This is a genomic window from Variovorax defluvii, from assembly GCF_039541515.1.
GTDB lineage: Bacteria > Pseudomonadota > Gammaproteobacteria > Burkholderiales > Burkholderiaceae_C > Variovorax > Variovorax defluvii.
This window is the reverse complement of sequence record NZ_BAABGJ010000021.1, coordinates 1-17601: the sequence shown is the minus strand read 5'-3', so window position 1 is coordinate 17601 and position 17601 is coordinate 1. Positions and strand designations below refer to the sequence as shown.

The 17601-nt window shown below is 66.3% G+C and carries 13 protein-coding genes and 1 pseudogene; 10 read left to right on the top strand and 4 right to left on the bottom strand.

Going from position 1 to position 17601, the window contains the following annotated elements; genetic code table 11:
* Nucleotides 1–25 precede the first annotated feature (25 nt).
* Nucleotides 26–817, top strand: coding sequence for a 16S rRNA (adenine(1518)-N(6)/adenine(1519)-N(6))-dimethyltransferase RsmA (gene rsmA, locus ABEA07_RS12405; RefSeq protein WP_345538166.1), 792 nt, complete (start codon nt 26–28; stop codon nt 815–817).
* 390 nt (nt 818–1207) lie between these two features.
* On the opposite strand, the gene ABEA07_RS12400 is transcribed toward rsmA, so the two are convergent.
* The 3 genes from ABEA07_RS12400 to ABEA07_RS12390 all read right to left on the bottom strand — a co-directional run bounded on the left by ABEA07_RS12400 (nt 1208) and on the right by ABEA07_RS12390 (nt 4626).
* Entirely contained in the window at nt 1208–1642 is a 435-nt protein-coding gene (locus ABEA07_RS12400; protein ID WP_345538165.1) for a barstar family protein, read from the bottom strand.
* 47 nt (nt 1643–1689) lie between these two features.
* A complete protein-coding gene (locus ABEA07_RS12395) occupies nt 1690–2103 on the bottom strand; it encodes a guanyl-specific ribonuclease (RefSeq protein WP_345538163.1) in 414 nt (137 codons plus the stop codon).
* A 183-nt stretch (nt 2104–2286) separates the two neighbouring features.
* A complete protein-coding gene (locus ABEA07_RS12390) occupies nt 2287–4626 on the bottom strand; it encodes an NADP-dependent malic enzyme (protein ID WP_345538161.1) in 2340 nt (779 codons plus the stop codon).
* A gap of 155 nt (nt 4627–4781) precedes the next feature.
* On the opposite strand from ABEA07_RS12390, the gene ABEA07_RS12385 reads away from it, so the two are divergent.
* The 7 genes from ABEA07_RS12385 (at nt 4782) to ABEA07_RS12355 (ending at nt 11831) form a co-directional block, all read left to right on the top strand.
* Nucleotides 4782–5834, top strand: coding sequence for an SPFH domain-containing protein (locus ABEA07_RS12385; RefSeq protein WP_345538160.1), 1053 nt, complete (start codon nt 4782–4784; stop codon nt 5832–5834).
* Between the two features lie 78 nt (nt 5835–5912).
* A complete protein-coding gene (locus ABEA07_RS12380) occupies nt 5913–7394 on the top strand; it encodes a DUF4178 domain-containing protein (protein WP_345538379.1) in 1482 nt (493 codons plus the stop codon).
* 21 nt (nt 7395–7415) lie between these two features.
* Nucleotides 7416–7637: a DUF350 domain-containing protein gene (locus ABEA07_RS12375; protein ID WP_345538159.1), complete on the top strand. Its 222-nt coding sequence runs from the start codon at nt 7416–7418 to the stop codon at nt 7635–7637.
* Nucleotides 7638–7653: 16 nt separating this feature from the next.
* Complete coding sequence (locus ABEA07_RS12370) at nt 7654–9213, top strand: polyamine aminopropyltransferase (protein ID WP_345538158.1); 1560 nt, start codon at nt 7654–7656, stop codon at nt 9211–9213.
* A gap of 3 nt (nt 9214–9216) precedes the next feature.
* Nucleotides 9217–10788: an FAD-dependent oxidoreductase gene (locus tag ABEA07_RS12365; protein ID WP_345538157.1), complete on the top strand. Its 1572-nt coding sequence runs from the start codon at nt 9217–9219 to the stop codon at nt 10786–10788.
* 66 nt (nt 10789–10854) lie between these two features.
* Complete coding sequence (locus tag ABEA07_RS12360; protein WP_345538156.1) at nt 10855–11235, top strand: TA system antitoxin ParD family protein; 381 nt, start codon at nt 10855–10857, stop codon at nt 11233–11235.
* Entirely contained in the window at nt 11235–11831 is a 597-nt protein-coding gene (locus tag ABEA07_RS12355) for an ATPase (protein WP_345538154.1), read from the top strand. Before ABEA07_RS12360 ends, ABEA07_RS12355 begins: the two co-directional genes overlap by 1 nt.
* 80 nt (nt 11832–11911) lie before the next feature.
* Here the strand turns inward: ABEA07_RS12355 and ABEA07_RS12350 are convergent, their stop codons facing one another.
* Nucleotides 11912–13297: an aminopeptidase P N-terminal domain-containing protein gene (locus ABEA07_RS12350; protein WP_345538153.1), complete on the bottom strand. Its 1386-nt coding sequence runs from the start codon at nt 13295–13297 to the stop codon at nt 11912–11914.
* A gap of 266 nt (nt 13298–13563) precedes the next feature.
* On the opposite strand from ABEA07_RS12350, the gene ABEA07_RS12345 reads away from it, so the two are divergent.
* Both ABEA07_RS12345 and ABEA07_RS12340 read left to right on the top strand, forming a co-directional pair.
* Complete coding sequence (locus ABEA07_RS12345; RefSeq protein ID WP_345538152.1) at nt 13564–15468, top strand: hypothetical protein; 1905 nt, start codon at nt 13564–13566, stop codon at nt 15466–15468.
* Nucleotides 15469–15818: 350 nt separating this feature from the next.
* Nucleotides 15819–17601 (top strand): annotated as a pseudogene (locus tag ABEA07_RS12340) (hypothetical protein); the annotation flags it as partial.

The following is a 17601-nucleotide window of genomic DNA, read 5'->3' as shown; positions in this document are numbered from 1 at the left end:
CGACGAGGCGCTGCGGCGGCCATCGGTGAAGCACGTTGCCCGCAAGCGCTTCGGCCAGCATTTCCTGTCCGACGCCGGCATCATCGACACCATCGTGCGAGAGATCGCGCCGCGGCCCGGCGACGCGATGGTCGAGATCGGTCCGGGCCTGGCGGCGCTCACCCAGCCCCTGGTCGAGCGGCTGGGTCGGCTGACCGTCATCGAGCTGGACCGCGATCTGGCGCTGCGGCTGCGCGCGCACGAGCACCTGGAGGTGATCGAGTCCGACGTGCTGAAGGTGGATTTCGCAGCGCTGGCGGCCCGGCTGGTCGCGCCGCCTGCGACGGGGCTGCGGGTGGTAGGCAACCTCCCCTACAACATCTCGACGCCCATCCTCTTCCACCTGCTCGGGTTCGCCCACCTGATCGCAGACCAGCATTTCATGCTGCAGAAGGAAGTCATCGATCGGATGACTGCGACGCCGGGCAGCGCTGCGTACGGCCGCCTGAGCGTGATGCTGCAGTGGCGCTATGCGATGGAGAATGTGCTGTTCGTTCCGCCGGAAAGCTTCGAGCCGCCACCGCGGGTGGACAGCGCGGTCGTGCGCATGGTGCCTTTGGCCAGTCCGCCGCCGGTCGATGCAGACCGGCTCGGTGAGGTCGTCCAGCTCGCGTTCAGCCAACGCCGCAAGCTGCTGCGCCACACGCTGGGCCGCTGGCTGGAACAGCGGGGCTTCAGCGGCCGCTTCGACACCCAACGGCGCGCCGAGGAAGTGCCGGTGGCCGAATACGTCGCCCTGGCGCAGGCCGTCGCGGGGGCTAGTCCGCTGAAACACTGAATTGGCTGGTACCGTCCACCCCGATACGGGCGCGCCGCGGCGTTGCAAATGCTCGCGATACCGACGGGTATTTCTGCGTTTTACGTCCCGCATCGGATCCCGTCTCGGGCGGCTTTCACCACCCATTTGAATATTTCAGCGGAATAGATGAACAAAAAGCCCGTCGAGGGACGGGCTTTCTCCGGAAAAAGACTGGTTATGCGGCCGCGAGCCAATAGCCCGCGTTGAAGGGGCTGCTCATGCGCAGCGCCAGGGGCGACACATCGGTCAGCTTGTCCGTCGGCATCTTTTCGGCCGTGGGGTCGCCGTTCTGGATCTCAATGCCGGGTGCCGACTCGTTGCCGCTAGCCTCGTTCGCCCGTTCTGCTTGGCTGGTGGATGCAGAACGGGCTACAGAAAAGAATAGAAGCACCGGAACGGGATCTTCCGATCGCCCCAGTAGTCGGCGGCGTCGCGGAAGATGTCGAGCAACTGCTCGCGCGCTTCCTTGTCAAACTTGGCGTTGGCAGGAATCTGCTCCAGCACGATGACGAAACCGGGCTGCGGGCCCGATTTGTGCAGGGGATCTGTCATGCAGTCGTACAGCGCGTCGAAGTTTTTGCCGAAGTGCTGCGGGAAGGTAAATTGCTGGGCGATCAGATCCAGCACATCCTGCTTGGTCTGGGCGTTGCCCAGGTTGGCATAGAGGAAGTGCTGTCCTGCCGCATGCGCCGCCTTCTGCAGATCGCTCACGCGAAATGCGCGAATCGACTGCACGATGTTGGGTCGCACGCCACGAAGCGTGGGGGTCATCTCCGCTGGTCTTTCCATGGTTGTGATAGTCATCTTTAACTCTGGGCGCCTGGGTGCGCAGCTCCAATCCAATTCATCGCTCATGGCACGATGCGCCTGAAACTCGCGTAGTGGTCTGCCGTATACCAGCAGGCCGAGGGCGTCGTGCGTTCGCCTCCGCAGACGATGCGCCGTGCGCCCCGGTCGCGCGAGCCAGGTGTCTCGACCGTGTACTCTCGATAGTGGCCGCGGCGCGCTTGCGGCAACAAGCGTTCGCGATTCCCGAACACTGAGCCGTCCTTTTCATACGGGAAGGGACCGCCGTTCAAGATGGCCCCATAAGTGCGCCGGCCCTGAACCGGCAATTCGGCCAACGCGATCGTTTCCGCCGCCGGTTGCCCGGCACGGGTGCCGAACCACTCACGCGCCTGGATTCCGGAAGAAAGTGCCGCCAGCAACAAGCCAGTAAGCGCAAACTTGGAAACCGGGGACATGATCGAGGCGTAAGCCGCCATGGAGCACCAGAAGGAAAAGAGCGAGGGGGCCGAATCGGGGTCAACCTTCGGGTTAACCCGCAAATTCAAGGCCGCAAGTGTGCCCTAGGGACGCCCAAATAGCAAGCGCCTGCCCAATCTTTGAGCAGGCGCCAGGTTCTTTGCGGCCCCCAAAAAGTTAGCGACTACTGTCGTCTGAGTGGCCTATCTTTCGGCGTTGGCGTCGGCCACCGTCAGGGCGGTCATGTTCACGATGCGGCGCACGGTGGCGCTGGCGGTGAGGATGTGCACCGGTTTGGCCGCACCGAGCAGCACCGGGCCGATCGCAATGTTTCCGCCGGCGGCCGTCTTGAGCAGGTTGTACGAAATGTTGGCGGCGTCGATGTTCGGAAATACCAATAGATTGGCATTGCCTGCGAGTGCGCTGTGCGGCATGACGGCGGCGCGTTGTCTGCCATCCAAAGCAACGTCCCCGTGCATTTCTCCGTCCACCTCCAACCACGGCGCCTGCTCGCGCAGCAACGCGAGCGTCTGGCGCATCTTGATGGCGCTGGGGTGGTCACTGGTGCCGAAGTTCGAGTGCGACAGCAGTGCAGCCTTGGGCTTGATGCCGAAGCGCATCATTTCCTCGGCGGCCATGGTGGTGATCTCGGCCAGTTCTTCAGGCGTCGGGTCGTAATTGACGTGGGTATCCACCAGGAACACCTGGCGGTCCGGCAACAGCAGGCCGTTCATGCACGCATAGATGGGCACGTCCTGCTTCGTGCTGGCGCAGCCGCCGGCGCGCTTGCCGATGACCTGGTCGATGTAGCGCAGGTGCAAGGCCGTCGTACCCCAGGTGCCGCAAATGAGCCCGTCAACATCGCCCTTGTGCAGCAGCATGGCGCCGATCAGCGTGAGGCGTCGCCGCATTTCGATCTTGGCGACCTGGACCGTGATGCCCTTGCGCTCGGTCATCCGGTGGTAGGTCTGCCAGAAGTCGCGGTAGCGATGGTCGAAATCGGTGTTGACGACGTCGTAGTCGAGTTCCTCCTTCAGCCGCAGCCCGAACTTCTCGATGCGCTGGGCGATGATCGCCGGGCGCCCGATCAGCGTTGGCCGCGCCAAGCCTTCGTCTACCACGATCTGCGCGGCGCGCAGCACGCGCTCTTCCTCGCCCTCGCTGTAAGCGACCCGCTTCTTCGGCGCTCGCTTGGCGGCGTCGAAGATCGGCTTCATCGTGGTGCCCGATGCGTAGACGAAGCTCTGCAGCTTGTCACGGTACGCATCCAGGTCGGCGATGGGCCGCAATGCAACGCCGCTCTCGGCCGCCGCCTTGGCGACCGCCGGCGCGATCTTCATCATCAGCCGGGGATCGAAGGGCTTGGGAATGAGGTAATCGGGTCCGAAGCTGAGCTTCTCGCCCACGTAGGCCGCCGCGACGCGCTCGCTCTGCTCGGCCTGCGCGAGTTCGGCAATCGCGTGCACTGCAGCGACCTCCATCTCGTCAGTAATGGTGGTGGCGCCGCAGTCCAGTGCGCCGCGGAAGATGTAGGGGAAGCACAGGACGTTGTTGACCTGGTTCGGATAGTCCGTCCGACCCGTGGCCATCACCACATCCTCGCGCACCGCCTTCGCATCCTCGGGCGTGATCTCGGGATTCGGGTTGGCCAGCGCAAAGATCACAGGCCTCGCTGCCATCTTGGCCACCATCGCGGGCTTGAGCACGCCGCCGGCCGACAGGCCGAGGAACACGTCGGCGCCTTCGATCACCTCTGCCAGCGTGCGCGCCTCCGTCTTCTGCATGAACTCGCGCTTGTCGTCGTCCATGAGTTCGGTGCGGCCCTCGTACACCACGCCCGCCAGATCTGTCACGTAGACGTTCTCGCGCTTCAGGCCGACTTTCAGCAGCAGGTTGAGGCACGCCAGCGCAGCGGCGCCGGCGCCCGAGGTGACCAGCTTGACCTGCGAGATGTCCTTGCCGACCACCTTCAAGCCGTTGAGCATGGCCGCTGCCACCGTGATGGCGGTGCCGTGCTGGTCATCGTGGAAGACCGGGATCTTCATGCGCTTGCGCAGTTCGCGCTCGACATAGAAGCAGTCCGGCGCCTTGATGTCTTCAAGATTGACGGCACCGAAGGTGGGCTCCAGCGCGGCGATCACCTCCACCAGCTTCGCCGGGTCCTTCTCGTCGATCTCGATGTCGAACACGTCGACGCCGGCGAACTTCTTGAACAGGACGCCCTTGCCTTCCATCACGGGCTTGGAGGCCAGCGGGCCGATGTCGCCCAGCCCCAGCACCGCGGTGCCGTTGCTGATCACCGCCACCAAGTTGCCGCGGGAGGTGTATTTGAAGGCGTTGACCGGATCCTTGACGATCTCTTCACAAGGCGCGGCTACCCCGGGCGAATAGGCCAGTGCCAGGTCACGTTGGTTGAGCATCTGCTTGGTCGCGGCAATCGCGACCTTGCCCGGAACCGGAAGCTCGTGGTATTCGAGAGCCGCCCGGCGCAACTCGGCGCGCTTGTCTTCGGGCGTGGGGATCGGGGAAGTCAGATCGGACATGTGCCTTGGCTCCGTGCAACGCTTCTTGTGAGGGGCGCCGATTGTAGACCTCGGTGGCACGGGCCTTGCCGCACGACCGTGCGGCCAAAAAGGCCCTGCGGCGCCAGGCCGATGTGGCAATATGCTCGGCTCCGAGAACAGGACGAGGAGCGACCATGGCGCTGATGGATTTCATCAAGAAGCAGTTCATCGACATCATCCAGTGGACCGAGACCGGTGACGGCACCTTGGCCTGGCGCTTCCCCATGGCCGAGATGGAAATCCAGAACGGCGCCTCGCTCACCGTACGCGAATCGCAGGTCGCGGTCTTCGTCAACGAAGGCCAGGTGGCCGACGTATTCGGTCCAGGCATGTACAAGCTCACCACGCAGACGCTGCCGGTCCTCACTTATCTGAAGAACTGGGACAAGCTCTTCGAGTCCCCGTTCAAGAGCGACGTCTACTTCTTCAGCACGCGCCAGCAGGTCGACCAGAAGTGGGGCACGCCCCAGCCGATCACCATCCGAGACAAAGACTTCGGCGCCGTGCGGCTGCGAGCCTTCGGCAACTACAGCTTCCGCATCGGCGACGCCAAGCTGTTCCACACCGAGATTTCGGGCACGCGCGAGGCCTACACCGTGGCCGACCTCGATGGCCAGCTGCGCGGCCTGGTGCTGCAGAACATCAGCAACGCCATCGCGTCCAGCGGCGTGCCTTTCCTGGACCTCGCCGCCAACCAGATCCAGTTCGCGCAGGCGCTCGCTGCGCAACTGGTGCCTGAATTCGCCAAGATCGGCATTCAGCTCGAGACCATCACCGTCCAGAACGTCTCCTTGCCCGAGGAGCTGCAGAAGATCCTCGACCAGAAGATCGGCATGGGGATGGTCGGCAACGACATGGGTAAGTTCATGCAATACCAGACGGCGCAGGCGATTCCGAAGTTCGCCGAAGGCGCCGGCCAGGGCAGCGGCATCGCCGGCGACGCCATGGGCCTCGGCGCCGGCGTTGCGCTCGGGCAGGTGCTGGCGCAGAACCTCCAGCAAGGACTCAACCCGAACAACCCTGCGGCAGCGGCGGCCGCGGCACAGCAGGCGCCTGCCGTCGCGGTGGTCAATCCTGCCGACGTGATGACCACGCTGGAAAAGCTCGGCGAACTCAAGGCCAAGGGCATCCTGACACAGGAAGAATTCGACGCCAAGAAGGCGGAACTGCTGAAGAAGCTGGTCTGAGCGCCCTCCGCTCCAGCTGAAGCTCGTCGACATGCGCTCGACAAGCTCGCGGTGAGCGGACCCTTGCCGTCGCCTTTCGTGGCCACCGACTCCTCCCAGCAGCGCTACTACCGCGCCCCCTGTCCCGGTTGCGGCGCGCCGGTCGAATTCCGCTCCGCGCAGTCCACCCATGCCGTCTGCGCCTACTGCCAAAGCACCGTCGTGCGCCAAGGCGAGACGCTGGCCCGCATCGGCAAGATGGCGGAGCTGTTCGACGACTTCAGCCCGCTGCAGCTCTTCGCCAGCGGCCGCATCCAGGACCAGCCCTTCACACTGGTCGGCCGCCTGCAGTACAGCTATGACGGCGGCCGCTGGACCGAGTGGGTCGCGACGCTCGACGGCGAGCGCACCGGCATTCTGAGCGAGGACAACGGCGCCTTCGTCTTCTCGCTGCCGTACGTCCTGCAGCGCGAGGCGCCGCCACCCTCGGAACTGCGCGTCGGCGCGACCACCGCCTTCAATGGCCAGAACTACACGGTCGCTTCGAACGAGGAGGTCCGCCTGGTCTCTGCGCAGGGCGAGCTGCCGCGCTTGCCGGAGCTCGGCGCGCCATTCGCCGTGGTCGAGCTGCGCAGCGATACCGGGATGGTGCTCAGCCTCGACTACGACACGCACCCGCCCGGTGCCTACCTCGGCCGTGCGGTGCAGCTCGAGGACCTGCAGCTCACCGGACTGCGGGACGAGTCGACCAAGGAGGGCAAGGCCCGCAGCTTCAACTGCCCCCATTGCGGCGCACCCGTCTCGGTCAACCTCGCCGAAAGCAAGAGCGTCACCTGCGCTTCCTGCAACAGCATCATCGACCTGACGCAGGGCATCGGCGGCGAACTGCGCCATGCCGAGCAGGACGAGCCGGTGCGGCCGCTGATCCCGATCGGCACCACCGGCCAGCTGCAGGGCGCGCAATGGCAGGTGGTGGGTTTCCAACACCGCATGGGCGTGGCACCAGGAGAAGACGAGCATTTCGGCTGGAACGAGTACCTGCTGTACAACAAGAAGCGCGGCTTCAACTTCCTGGTCGATGCGGAGGACGGCTGGAGCCTGGTCAAGCCCACCACCGGTGCCCCCACCATGGCGGAAAACGGGAGCTCCGCCAGGTACCTGGGCAAGAGCTACCAGCAGCAATACGCCTACAACGCCGAGACCACGTACGTGGCCGGCGAGTTCTACTGGCAGGTCGAGCGCGGGCAGAAGACCTTCAACCGCGATTTCGCCAGCGGCAATGCCCTGCTCTCGATGGAGCGCTCGGCCCGCGAAGTGACCTGGTCCTCGGGCAGCAAGATCGACAGTGCCGCCGTGGCGGCCGCCTTCAAGCTCGACGGCAAAAAGGAGATGTTCAAGCGCAGCGACGCGATGCCGGTGAGCGCGGCGGGCAAGCTCGGCTGCGGCACCATCATCCTGATCCTGGTCGTGATCATCATCCTGCTGATCATCCTCAGCACCTGCACCAGCAGTTCGGGCGGCAGCTCGCGCGGCTACGGCGGGTCCTATGGCGGCTATTCCAGTGGCGGTGGCCACAAGTGACGTTTTTATCCGGAGGTCCTCATGTTGGGAATTGAATGGCTAAGGCCCGCGGCCTTCCTGGGCTCGATCCTCTACGCGATCATCGGCGTGCTGGTGTTCTGGATCACCTTCCTCATCATCGACAAGGTCACGCCCTACGACCTCTGGCAGGAGATCGTCGAGAAGCAGAACGTCGCGCTCGGCCTGGTGGTGGCGGCCATGAGCCTGGGCATCTGCATCATCGTCGCCGCAGCGATCCATTGACCCTGCGCCGCAGCCCATGAGCGAGGCAGCCCTGGGGCCTTCGGCCGCGACGGCGCCGCGTCGTCCCCAGCCCGTGGAGATCGCGCTGCTGGCCAGCGTGTTCGTCGTCGCCGCCTGCGGCCTGGTCTACGAGTTGAGCGCGGCCGCGCTCAGCTCCTACCTGCTGGGCGACTCGGTGCTGCAGTTCAGCACCATCATCGGCACCTACCTCTTCGCGATGGGCGTGGGCTCCTGGCTCTCGCGCTATTTCGAGCGCCAGCTGCCCGCGCATTTCCTGCGCATCGAGTTGCTGGTGGCCTTGATCGGAGGCGCGCTGCCGGCCCTGCTCTTCATCGCCAACGCCTACATTCCCGGCGCCTTCCGGCTCTTGCTCTACGGGCTGGTGCTGGTGGTGGGCACGCTGGTCGGACTGGAGATCCCGCTGGTCATGCGCATCCTACGGCGGGACGTGGTGCTCAAGGACCTGGTCTCGCAGGTCCTGACCTTCGACTACCTCGGTGCACTCGCCGTGTCGATCGCCTTCCCGCTGCTGCTGGTGCCGCAGCTTGGCATGATCCGCACCGGCCTGCTGTTCGGGTTCATGAATGCGGCGGTCGCCCTGTGGGCGCTGTGGCTGTTCCGGCACGAGTTGCGGGGACTCGGTGCACATGCCCTCGCCTGTCTTCTGACGCTGGGTTCGCTCGTGGGTGCATTCTTCTTCGCGGAGCACGTCACCACGCTGGCCGAAGACAGGTTCTACCAGGACCGCATCGTCTTCAGCGAAAGCTCGCCCTACCAGCGCATCGTGGTCACGCGCGGCGGGGCCGGGCACCGGCTCTTCCTCAACGGCAACCTGCAGTTCGCCGAGCGCGACGAGTACCGTTACCACGAGGCCCTGGTCCATCCGGCGATGGCGGCCCAGGGCGCGCCGAAGAAGGTGGCCGTGCTCGGCGGCGGCGACGGCATGGCGGTGCGCGAAGTCCTCAAGTACGCGTCGGTGGAAAGCGTCACGCTGGTCGAGCTCGATCCGAACATGACGCGCCTGTTCAGCGCGCACGAAACCCTGTCGGCGCTCAACGGCGGTGCGCTTCAGTCGCCGAAGGTCCACGTCGTCAACGCCGATGCCTTTCAATGGCTGCAGCAGCCGGGTGACCTGTACGATGTGATCGTGGTCGACTTTCCCGATCCCACGAACTTCGCGATCGGCAAGCTCTACACCAATTCCTTCTACGCGCTGCTGGACAAGCGCCTGGCGGCGGCCGGGTACGCCGTGATCCAGACCACCTCGCCGCTGATCGCGCGCAAGAGCTTCTGGACCGTGGTGGAGACGGTCGAATCCGTCGGCCTGCGGGCGGCTCCCTACCATGCGCACGTGCCCAGCTTCGGGGAATGGGGCTTCATCATCGCGAGCCGCCGGCCATATCGGCTGCCCGAGGCCTTGCCGGAGGGACTGCGCTTTCTGGCGTTGCCCGCCATGCCCCAGCTCTTCGAATTCCCGCACGACATGGCGCGCGTTCCTGCCGACGTCAACAGGCTGTCGAACCAGGTCCTGGTCACGGCCTACGAACAGGAATGGGGCAAGGTCACCGGGCATTGAGTGATGCAGCGTCGTGAATTCCTCGGCGCCGCGGCCGGCGCCCTCGCCTTGCCCGGCTGCGGGCCGACACAGCCCATCCTGGGCGGCTTCGCCGGTGTCAACGTCGAGCGCGGCCATGCGTGGCGCGACCACGCCGGAAGCGATGCGGGGCCGCCCGCGGTCGTGCGGCGCACGCGCGTCGTCATCGCCGGCGGGGGCGTGGCCGGCCTGGCCGCCGCCCGCGCGTCGAGGCTGGCGGGGGTCGAGGATGTGGTGCTGCTCGAACTCGAGGACCAGCCCGGCGGCAACAGCCGCGGCGGCCAGGTGGCCGGCATCGCCTGCCCGCTGGGCGCGCACTACCTCCCGGTGCCTGGTGACGAGGCGCACGAGGTGCAGGACCTGCTGGAAGAGCTGGGCCTGCGACGCCGCGTAGCCGGACGCTGGGAATATGAGGAGCGGCACCTCTGCCACAGCCCGCAGGAGCGTCTCTTTTTCCAGGGCGCTTGGCAAGACGGCTTGTTGCCGATGCAAGGAGTGTCCCCACGCACGCTGGCGCAATACCAGCGCTTCTCTGGGCGAGTGGAGGCCCTGCGCCGCGAGGCACGATTCACCATGCCGGTGTTGCGCGCCGGACTCGCGGCGCCGCTGCTGAACCTGGATGCGCTCCCTTTCACCACCTGGCTCGACCGCGAGGGGCTGGACGACCCTCAACTGCGCTGGTACCTGGACTACTGCTGCCGCGACGACTACGGCGCCGGCCTGGCCCAGGTATCGGCCTGGGCAGGCATCCACTATTTCGCGAGCCGGCACGGCTTCCATGCACCCGGCGACGACAGCGCCGAGCGCGACGCCGTCCTGACCTGGCCCGAAGGCAACGGCTGGCTCACTCAACGCCTGGCCGCGCCGCTCGGAGAGCGCTTCCGGCCCGCCCATGCCGTCCTGCGCATCGCCGAGACCCGGCACGGCGTCGAAGTCGATGCCTTCGACGTCGCCGCGCGCTCGCGCGTGCGCTGGCAGGCCGAGCGCTGCATCGTCGCGCTGCCGGTGTTCATCGCGGCGCGCGTCGTGGAAAACCCGCCCGACTTCCTGCGCGAAGCGGCGGCGTCGCTGCACCATGCGCCCTGGCTGGTGGCGAACGTGCACGTGCGCGAGCCGCTCGCCGACCGCCCCGGCGCGGCGCCGAGCTGGGACAACGTGGTCTACGGAACGCGCGGTCTCGGGTATGTCGACGCGCGCCACCAGGCGCTGGACCCCACCCCGCGTGCGACGGTGCTGAGCTGGTACCGCCCGCTCGGCCCCAGCGCGTACGATGGACCCGATGGACGGCGCCGTTTGCTCGATCGGCCCTGGAGCGCGTGGCGCGACGAATTGCTGGCGGAGCTCTCAGAGCCCCATCCCGACCTGCCGGCGCTCGCCACCCGCATCGAGATCACGCGCTATGGCCATGCGATGGCCATTCCTGCACCCGGTGTCCTTGCCCGGCTCGGGGCGCGCGAGCGCATCCGCGCCGGCCGCCTGGCCTTCGCGCACAGCGACTGGTCGGGCTATTCAGTGTTCGAGGAGGCATTCACCCGCGGCCACCTCGCCGCGGGTTAAAAGGAATCTGTCGCGTTGACGGGGTGTGGCGCAGTGGCGCAAAATGCGCCAATCAGGAGAGGTTCGATGTCCACGGGTTCCCCGTTTGTCTCCGTCAAGCTGCCTGTCGCCCTGGTCGACAAGGCACGCGACGCCGCCCAGCCCATGCGCCGCTCGGTGGCGAGCCAGATCGAATACTGGGCCGCCCTGGGGCGCGCCTTGGAACGGGCGGGCCTGTCCACCCAGGACAGCCTGGCCCTGCTCGCCCGCGAGGATGGCGGCCGCGACATCGTCAGCGACGCCTCGCGCCCGGCGCTTTCCCCGGCGCTCTCCCCTGAACTCGATGACCTGCATGGCCATGTCCTGGCACTCGCCCAGTCCGGGGCGCTGGCCGAGCGCGCCAAGACGGCCGTGGCCGAAAACCGCGCCAAGGCCCAGCCCCGTCCGCGCAGCCGCCGCGCGGCCTGATGCCGGTTCTGCACCTGATCGCGGGCCCCAACGGCGCCGGCAAGTCGACGCTGTACCGCTACCTGATCCAGCCGCGCTACCCCCGACTGCCCTTCATCAACGCCGATCTCTACGAGCGCGAGCGGCTCGGCCACGTCCGCAATGCGTTGCGACGCTCCGAAGCAGCGCGTGCCTGGGCGGACGCGCAGCGCGCCGCGCACCTGGAGGGCGGTCTCCCCTTCGTGAGCGAAACCGTCTTTTCCCATCCCTCCAAGCTGGCGCTCCTGGCCGATGCGCGGACGAGGGGCTTCGATGTCGCGCTCTACATCGTGTGCCTCGACGATCCGCGCCGCCTGCTCGATCGGGTGCAGCAGCGCGTGCTCGAGGGCGGGCACGGCGTGCCGGCCGACAAGATCCTGGCACGCTACCCTCGCACATTGGAAAACCTGCGCTTGGCCTTGGCCGAGGTGCCGCTCGCGATGCTGTTCGATGCGGCCGAGGTGGAGGCCGGCGGGCCGCACCTGGTGGCCTCCGTGGTCAACGGGCAGGTTCAGCCCCACGGTCCCTGGATGCCGGCCTGGGTCCGCCGGCTGCTCGGTCCGGGCGCCGCGGCCTGAAGAAGCTGTGACCCAACCTGCCGCGTTGTCGGACGCGCCGGATCCGTCGGCGGTTTCTGGCAACACCCGAAACGGGGGGTTCAGGCCCGCATCAGCGCCTCGATCTCGTCCGGCTTGACCGGCACGCCGCGCGAAATCAGTTCGCAGCCCGTTTCGGTGACGATCGCATCGTCTTCGATGCGGATGCCGATGTCGTGAAACTGCTCCGGCACGCCTTCGCCCGGACGCACGTAGATGCCCGGCTCGATGGTCAGCACCATGCCGGGCTTCAGGATTCGGCTGGGGCGGTTCTTGATCAGCTCGTTGGACAAGGGGTCGCGCCGCTCGCTGACCTCGCCGGCTTCGCTCGGCTCGACGTAGCTGCCGCAGTCATGCACGTCCATCCCCAGCCAGTGGCCCGTGCGGTGCATATAGAAAGCGAAGTAGGCGCGCTTCTCGATCACGTCGTCGACCGTGCCCACCTTGTCGCGGTCCAGCAGGCCCAGGTCCAGCATGCCCTGCGACAGCACTTTCACCGTCGCCTCGTGCGGGTCATTGAAGCGAGCGCCTGCTCGCGTCGCAGCGACCGCTGCGTCCTGGCTTGCCAGAACCAGTTCGTACAAGGCGCGCTGCGGACCGGTGAACACGCCGTTGGCCGGAAAGGTCCGGGTGATGTCGCTGGCGTAGCCATCCAGCTCGCAGCCGGCGTCGATCAGCACCAGTTCGCCGCTGCGCACCGGCGCGACGTCGGCGCGGTAGTGCAGCACGCACGCATTGGCGCCCGCGGCCACGATGGAGTTGTAGGCCGGGTACTGGGAGCCGCCCATGCGGAACTCGTGCAGCAACTCGGCGTCGAGGTGGTACTCGCGCACGTCCAGGCCCTCGCGCAGCATGCGGGCCGACAGCTGCATCGCCCGGACGTGGGCGCGCGCGCTGATCACGGCGGCGCGACGCATGGTGTCCTGCTCGTGCGCGTCCTTGATCAACCGCATCTCATCCAGAGGCCCGCAGAGGTCGCGCTGCTCCTCCGGACACAGCGCACCGTAGCGAACGCGGGCGCGCACTGCCGACAGCCAGCCGTCGATGCGCGACTCCAGGCCCTTGTGGGTGGCGAAGGGGTACCAGACCGTGCGCCGGTTCTCCAGCAGCTTGGGCAGGCGCGCGTCCAGCTCCTCGATCGAGAAGGCCTCGTCCACACCGAGGGCGGCCGGCGCCGCCTCCGGGCCCAGCCGGTAGCCGTCCCAGATTTCCCGCTCCTGGTCCTTGGGGGCGCAAAACAGCGTGGCGTGGCCCTCGCTTGTCAGCACCAGCCAGGCGTTGGGCTCGGTGAAACCAGTGAGGTAATAGAAATAGCTGTCGTGCCTGAAGAGGAAGTCCGTGTCTCGGTTGCGGGGCCGTTCAGGTGCCGTCGGAATGATGGCGATCGCCTCGGTGCCCAAATATGTAGAAAGTTGTTTGCGGCGAGGCGCTTGATGATTTGCGGTCATAACGTGTCCAGGTTCTACCTTTGTAACCGGTCTCCAGGAGAGTGGAAACACACCAGGAAAACATTTGCAAGAAGGGTTGCCCTGTAGGAGGTCTCCCACGTACAAATCACGATCTTGTCAAACTGGAGGTGTTTTTGTTGAAATTTTCATATAAAAGCGCGCTTCTGCTGACGGTGATCTCGAGCGCGCTCATTGCAGGTTGCGGGGGAGGCGGCGGAGGCGGAGGCGGAGGCGGAGGCGGATTTGCCGCCCTGGGTGCCGCCGGTGTGGGAGAGGGCACCGGAGCAGGCGGCGCAGGCAATGCCGGGACAGGTACCGGTTCTGGCGCCGGTACCCAGGCGCCGACCAATCCGACCCAGGAAGTCATCGACAATTCCGGCAACCCGGCGGGCGATGCCTACCGTGCGATCGCGGCCCAATTCGGCAAGACCGCTGGTGTCGAGTATCGCTATGGCCAGCCGGCTGCCGCGGACAACACCGGCATTCCGCTGCTGCACGAGCGACCGGACCAGACCATGAGCTATCACGCCGGTACCTGGCAGGTGGGTGGCCCTGTCCTGGCCGACGCCGGTCTGTACTCGACCAACCAGGCGCACATCGGCTTCGTCGCGGACGATCCGAACACCCGCGTGGGCGTGGGCGATCTGACGATCACGGCGATCGACCACAACACCTTCACGCAGAAGCCGCAACTGCCCTGGCAGAACGCGGCGGCTTGGGACGGCAGCGCCGGACGCAACAACTACAACATCACCACCTACAAAGCCGCGGGTCTCGTCGGCAGCGACCCGGTGGCGGTGGCCCGTTGCGGTGGGCGCACCGGCTTCTGCGCCACCTCGCTGGTGGCCTTCTCCAATGGCCTGATCGGCACGGCCGGCTCCAACACGGCCAACAACCGGGCGACTGTGAAGCTGCCCGCCAACAAGGTGCCCACGAGCATTGCCATCACCAACACCAGCGAATACGCGCTGGTCACGGTGTGGGACACGACGGCGCTCAAGGGCCAGGTGGCTGTCATCTCGCTGGCGGGCCTGTGCAACAACTGCGACCCGTACAACCCCAACGGCGGCAACGCGACCGGCATCCGCAACACCACCTACGACCGCTGGTACGACTGGTGGCACGAGTGGTTCGGTGTCTACCCCGGCCTGCCGAACATGGGCAACATCGCCTTCATGAAGGTGCTGGGCTACGTGGACCTGCCGGGCATGAACGCGCCGACGGAAATTGCGGTGACCACCGGCTTCGACCAGTTCCAGACGGCACTGGCGGACAAGGGCGGCGAGTTCATGGGCCAGACCTACTCGCCGCTGACCGACGGGGCCAAGCGCGCCACCTTCGCCGCGGGCGGCCAGAACTACGACCGCTATGCCAAGGCGGGCGTCGCCGTGGTGATCTCCAAGTCCGAGAAGAAGGCTGCCTTCATCGACCTGAAGCCGCTGTTCACCTACGTCAACGGCGTCTATTTCGGTTCCGGCCCGACGGAGTTCACCAATCTGGGACAGGCCGACAACCAGTGGCCGTACACCTTCGCGAACAAGCCGCAGCAGACGCCGACCGTGATCTCCACGGTGACGCTGGATGACCGGCCGACCGCGGTCCGTACGACCATCTTCGGCCCCAACCACCGTGCCTGGATCGCCACCGAGAGCGGCTCGCTGCGCATCTACGGTCTGGGCAATGTGCCCTCGGGTACGACCGCGGGAGACGTCGTCGAGCGTAGCCGCGTGCAGATCGGCAAGAACCCGACCTCGCTGGCCATCTCGAAGATCGACCCGGCCGATCGCAGCTTCGAGCCGCTGAATCGACAGGTCCTGGTGGCCTCGCGCGGCGATCGGAAGATCCAGTGGGTGCGCTTCTCTGCCGACGGCAACAGCGGCAGCGTGGTGCGCGAGTTCCGCGACCAACGCATGGTCGACCCGGTCGCCGTGGAAGACGCTGACAACTTTGCCAGCGACAACATGGTCCTCAGCGTGGCCGACTATGCCGGCAAGAAGATCTCGAACTACCGCTATGGCTCGATCGTGTTCGCCAACCGCGGCGGATCCTGGTCCTGCCAGCCCCCGGGCGGCTGCCCGGTCCAGCCCACCGGTGATGTGAACGTCGAGTTCGGTGGCAGCTATGCGGTGGACGGACGGCCTTTCACCATTCGAACGGCCAACGTGCCCTGATCTGAACGCATCTTTAGTTAACCGGTCAGAAATGGCCCGCCTGTGTGCGGGCCATCTTTTGGGCAATGCATGTGTTCTGTCGCGGAAAGCGGTGGCGCGGACGCGGGGAAAGTTGCGTTGCATTCGTTAGTAAGCACAACCTTAGTAACACGCCCCCTGGGGCGCGATTACACATAGGAAAAGAAGTGCAAGACAGGTTGCCTCGACAAAGGCTAACCCGTACAAACCCGAACTTCACCAATATTGGAGGGATTTGCTTGAAAGTCACGGACAAAAGCGCGCTTCTGCTTTTTGTAGCAGCTGGTGCACTCGCCGGTTGCGGCGGCGGAGGTGGGAACAACGGCGGTGGATTGACCGCTTCTTCTGCGGGCTTGAACACGCCTGCAGCCACTTCTCCGGCCACGACCACCACTTCTTCAACGGCTGATGCCGGGGCGACGGCCAAGGGTGACGTCGCGCTCGCCAAGGCGCTCGACGCCTCCTGGACCAAGATCGCCAACGAGGACCAACGTTTCACGGTCGGCACGGGGACGGTCGTCCAGTACGGGGCCGACACGACGTTCGCGAGCAAGACGCTCTCGGGCACGGTGGCCTGCGACAACGCCACCTTCGGCGATCCGCTGCCCTATGTGGCGAAGGCCTGCTATGTGCAGACCGCCGCGCCCGCACCTGCTCCCGCACCCGCTCCGGCGCCTGCGCCTGCCGCCGGCACCCGCCTGGCTGCCGAAGGCGCGTCGTTCACCGTCGCGTCCGCGACGCAGGTACGTTACGGGGCCAACAGTTCCTGGACCTCGAAAACGGTGACCGGGACCGCACAGTGCACGAACGACTTCTTCGGCCGTGATCCGGCGCCTTACGTCGCCAAGGCTTGCTACTCCGACGGTGCGGCAGCGCCCGCGCCGGCTCCGGCTCCGGCTCCCGCGCCCGCCCCGGCCCCGGCTCCGGCTCCTGCTCCGGCTCCGGCTCCGGCTCCAGCTCCGGCTCCGGCTCCGGCTCCGGCTCCTGCTCCGGCTCCGGCTCCGGCTCCGGCTCCCATCTCCGGTGACGTCGTCGACAGCACCGGCAAAGTGGTGGCCGACGCCTACCGCGCCATGGCCCCCCGCCTGGCCAAGGTCGAAGGCCTGGCCTACCGCTACGGCAACGCCCCGGCCGTGAACAACAGCGGCATCCCCACGCTGTACCAGCGTGGGGACCAGACCATGAGCTATCACGACGGCACGTGGCAAGTGGGCGGCCCGGTCCTGGCCGACGCGGGTCTGTACTCCACCAACCAGGCCCACGTGGGCTTCGTCGCGGACGATCCCAACGCACGCCTGGGCGTGGGCGATCTGACGATCACGGCGATCGACCACAACACCTTCACGCAAAAGCCGCAACTGCCCTGGCAGAACGCGGCGGCGTGGGACGGCAGCGCCGGTCGCAACAACTACAACACCACCACCTACAAGGCGGCCGGCCTCACCACCGGCAATCCTGTGGCGGTGGCCCGTTGCGGCGGCCGCACCGGCTTCTGCGCGACCTCGCTGGTGGCCTTCAACGACGGCCTGATCGGCACGGCCGGCTCCAACACGGCCAACAACCGTGCCTCGGTCAAGCTGCCGGCCAACAAGGTGCCCACCGGCATCGCCATCACCAACACCAGCGAATACGCGCTGGTCACGGTGTGGGACACGACGGCGCTCAAGGGCCAGGTGGCGGTCATCTCGCTGGCGGGCCTGTGCAACAACTGCGACCCGTACAACCCCAACGGCGGCAACGCGACCGGCATCCGCAACACCACCTACGACCGCTGGTACGACTGGTGGCACGAGTGGTTCGGTGTCTACCCCGGCCTGCCGAACATGGGCAACATCGCCTTCATGAAGGTGCTGGGCTACGTGGACCTGCCGGGCATGAACGCGCCGACGGAAATTGCGGTGACCACCGGCTTCGACCAGTTCCAGACGGCGCTGCCGGAGAAGTACGGCGAGTTCATGGGCCAGACCTACTCGCCGCTGACCGACGGGGCCAAGCGCGCCAGCTTCGCGCCGGGCGGCCAGAACTACAACCGCTATGCCAAGGCGGGCGTCGCCGTGGTGATCTCCAAGTCGGAGAAGAAGGCTGCCTTCATCGACCTGAAGCCGCTGTTCTCGT

Coding starts and splice junctions, on each gene's coding strand:
- ABEA07_RS12400 (WP_345538165.1), bottom strand. CDS start 1,642: ATGACTATCACAACCATGGAAAGACCAGCGGAGATGACCCCCACGCTT.
- ABEA07_RS12395 (WP_345538163.1), bottom strand. CDS start 2,103: ATGGCGGCTTACGCCTCGATCATGTCCCCGGTTTCCAAGTTTGCGCTT.
- ABEA07_RS12390 (WP_345538161.1), bottom strand. CDS start 4,626: ATGTCCGATCTGACTTCCCCGATCCCCACGCCCGAAGACAAGCGCGCC.
- ABEA07_RS12385 (WP_345538160.1), top strand. CDS start 4,782: ATGGCGCTGATGGATTTCATCAAGAAGCAGTTCATCGACATCATCCAG.
- ABEA07_RS12375 (WP_345538159.1), top strand. CDS start 7,416: ATGTTGGGAATTGAATGGCTAAGGCCCGCGGCCTTCCTGGGCTCGATC.
- ABEA07_RS12370 (WP_345538158.1), top strand. CDS start 7,654: ATGAGCGAGGCAGCCCTGGGGCCTTCGGCCGCGACGGCGCCGCGTCGT.
- ABEA07_RS12365 (WP_345538157.1), top strand. CDS start 9,217: ATGCAGCGTCGTGAATTCCTCGGCGCCGCGGCCGGCGCCCTCGCCTTG.
- ABEA07_RS12360 (WP_345538156.1), top strand. CDS start 10,855: ATGTCCACGGGTTCCCCGTTTGTCTCCGTCAAGCTGCCTGTCGCCCTG.
- ABEA07_RS12355 (WP_345538154.1), top strand. CDS start 11,235: ATGCCGGTTCTGCACCTGATCGCGGGCCCCAACGGCGCCGGCAAGTCG.
- ABEA07_RS12350 (WP_345538153.1), bottom strand. CDS start 13,297: ATGACCGCAAATCATCAAGCGCCTCGCCGCAAACAACTTTCTACATAT.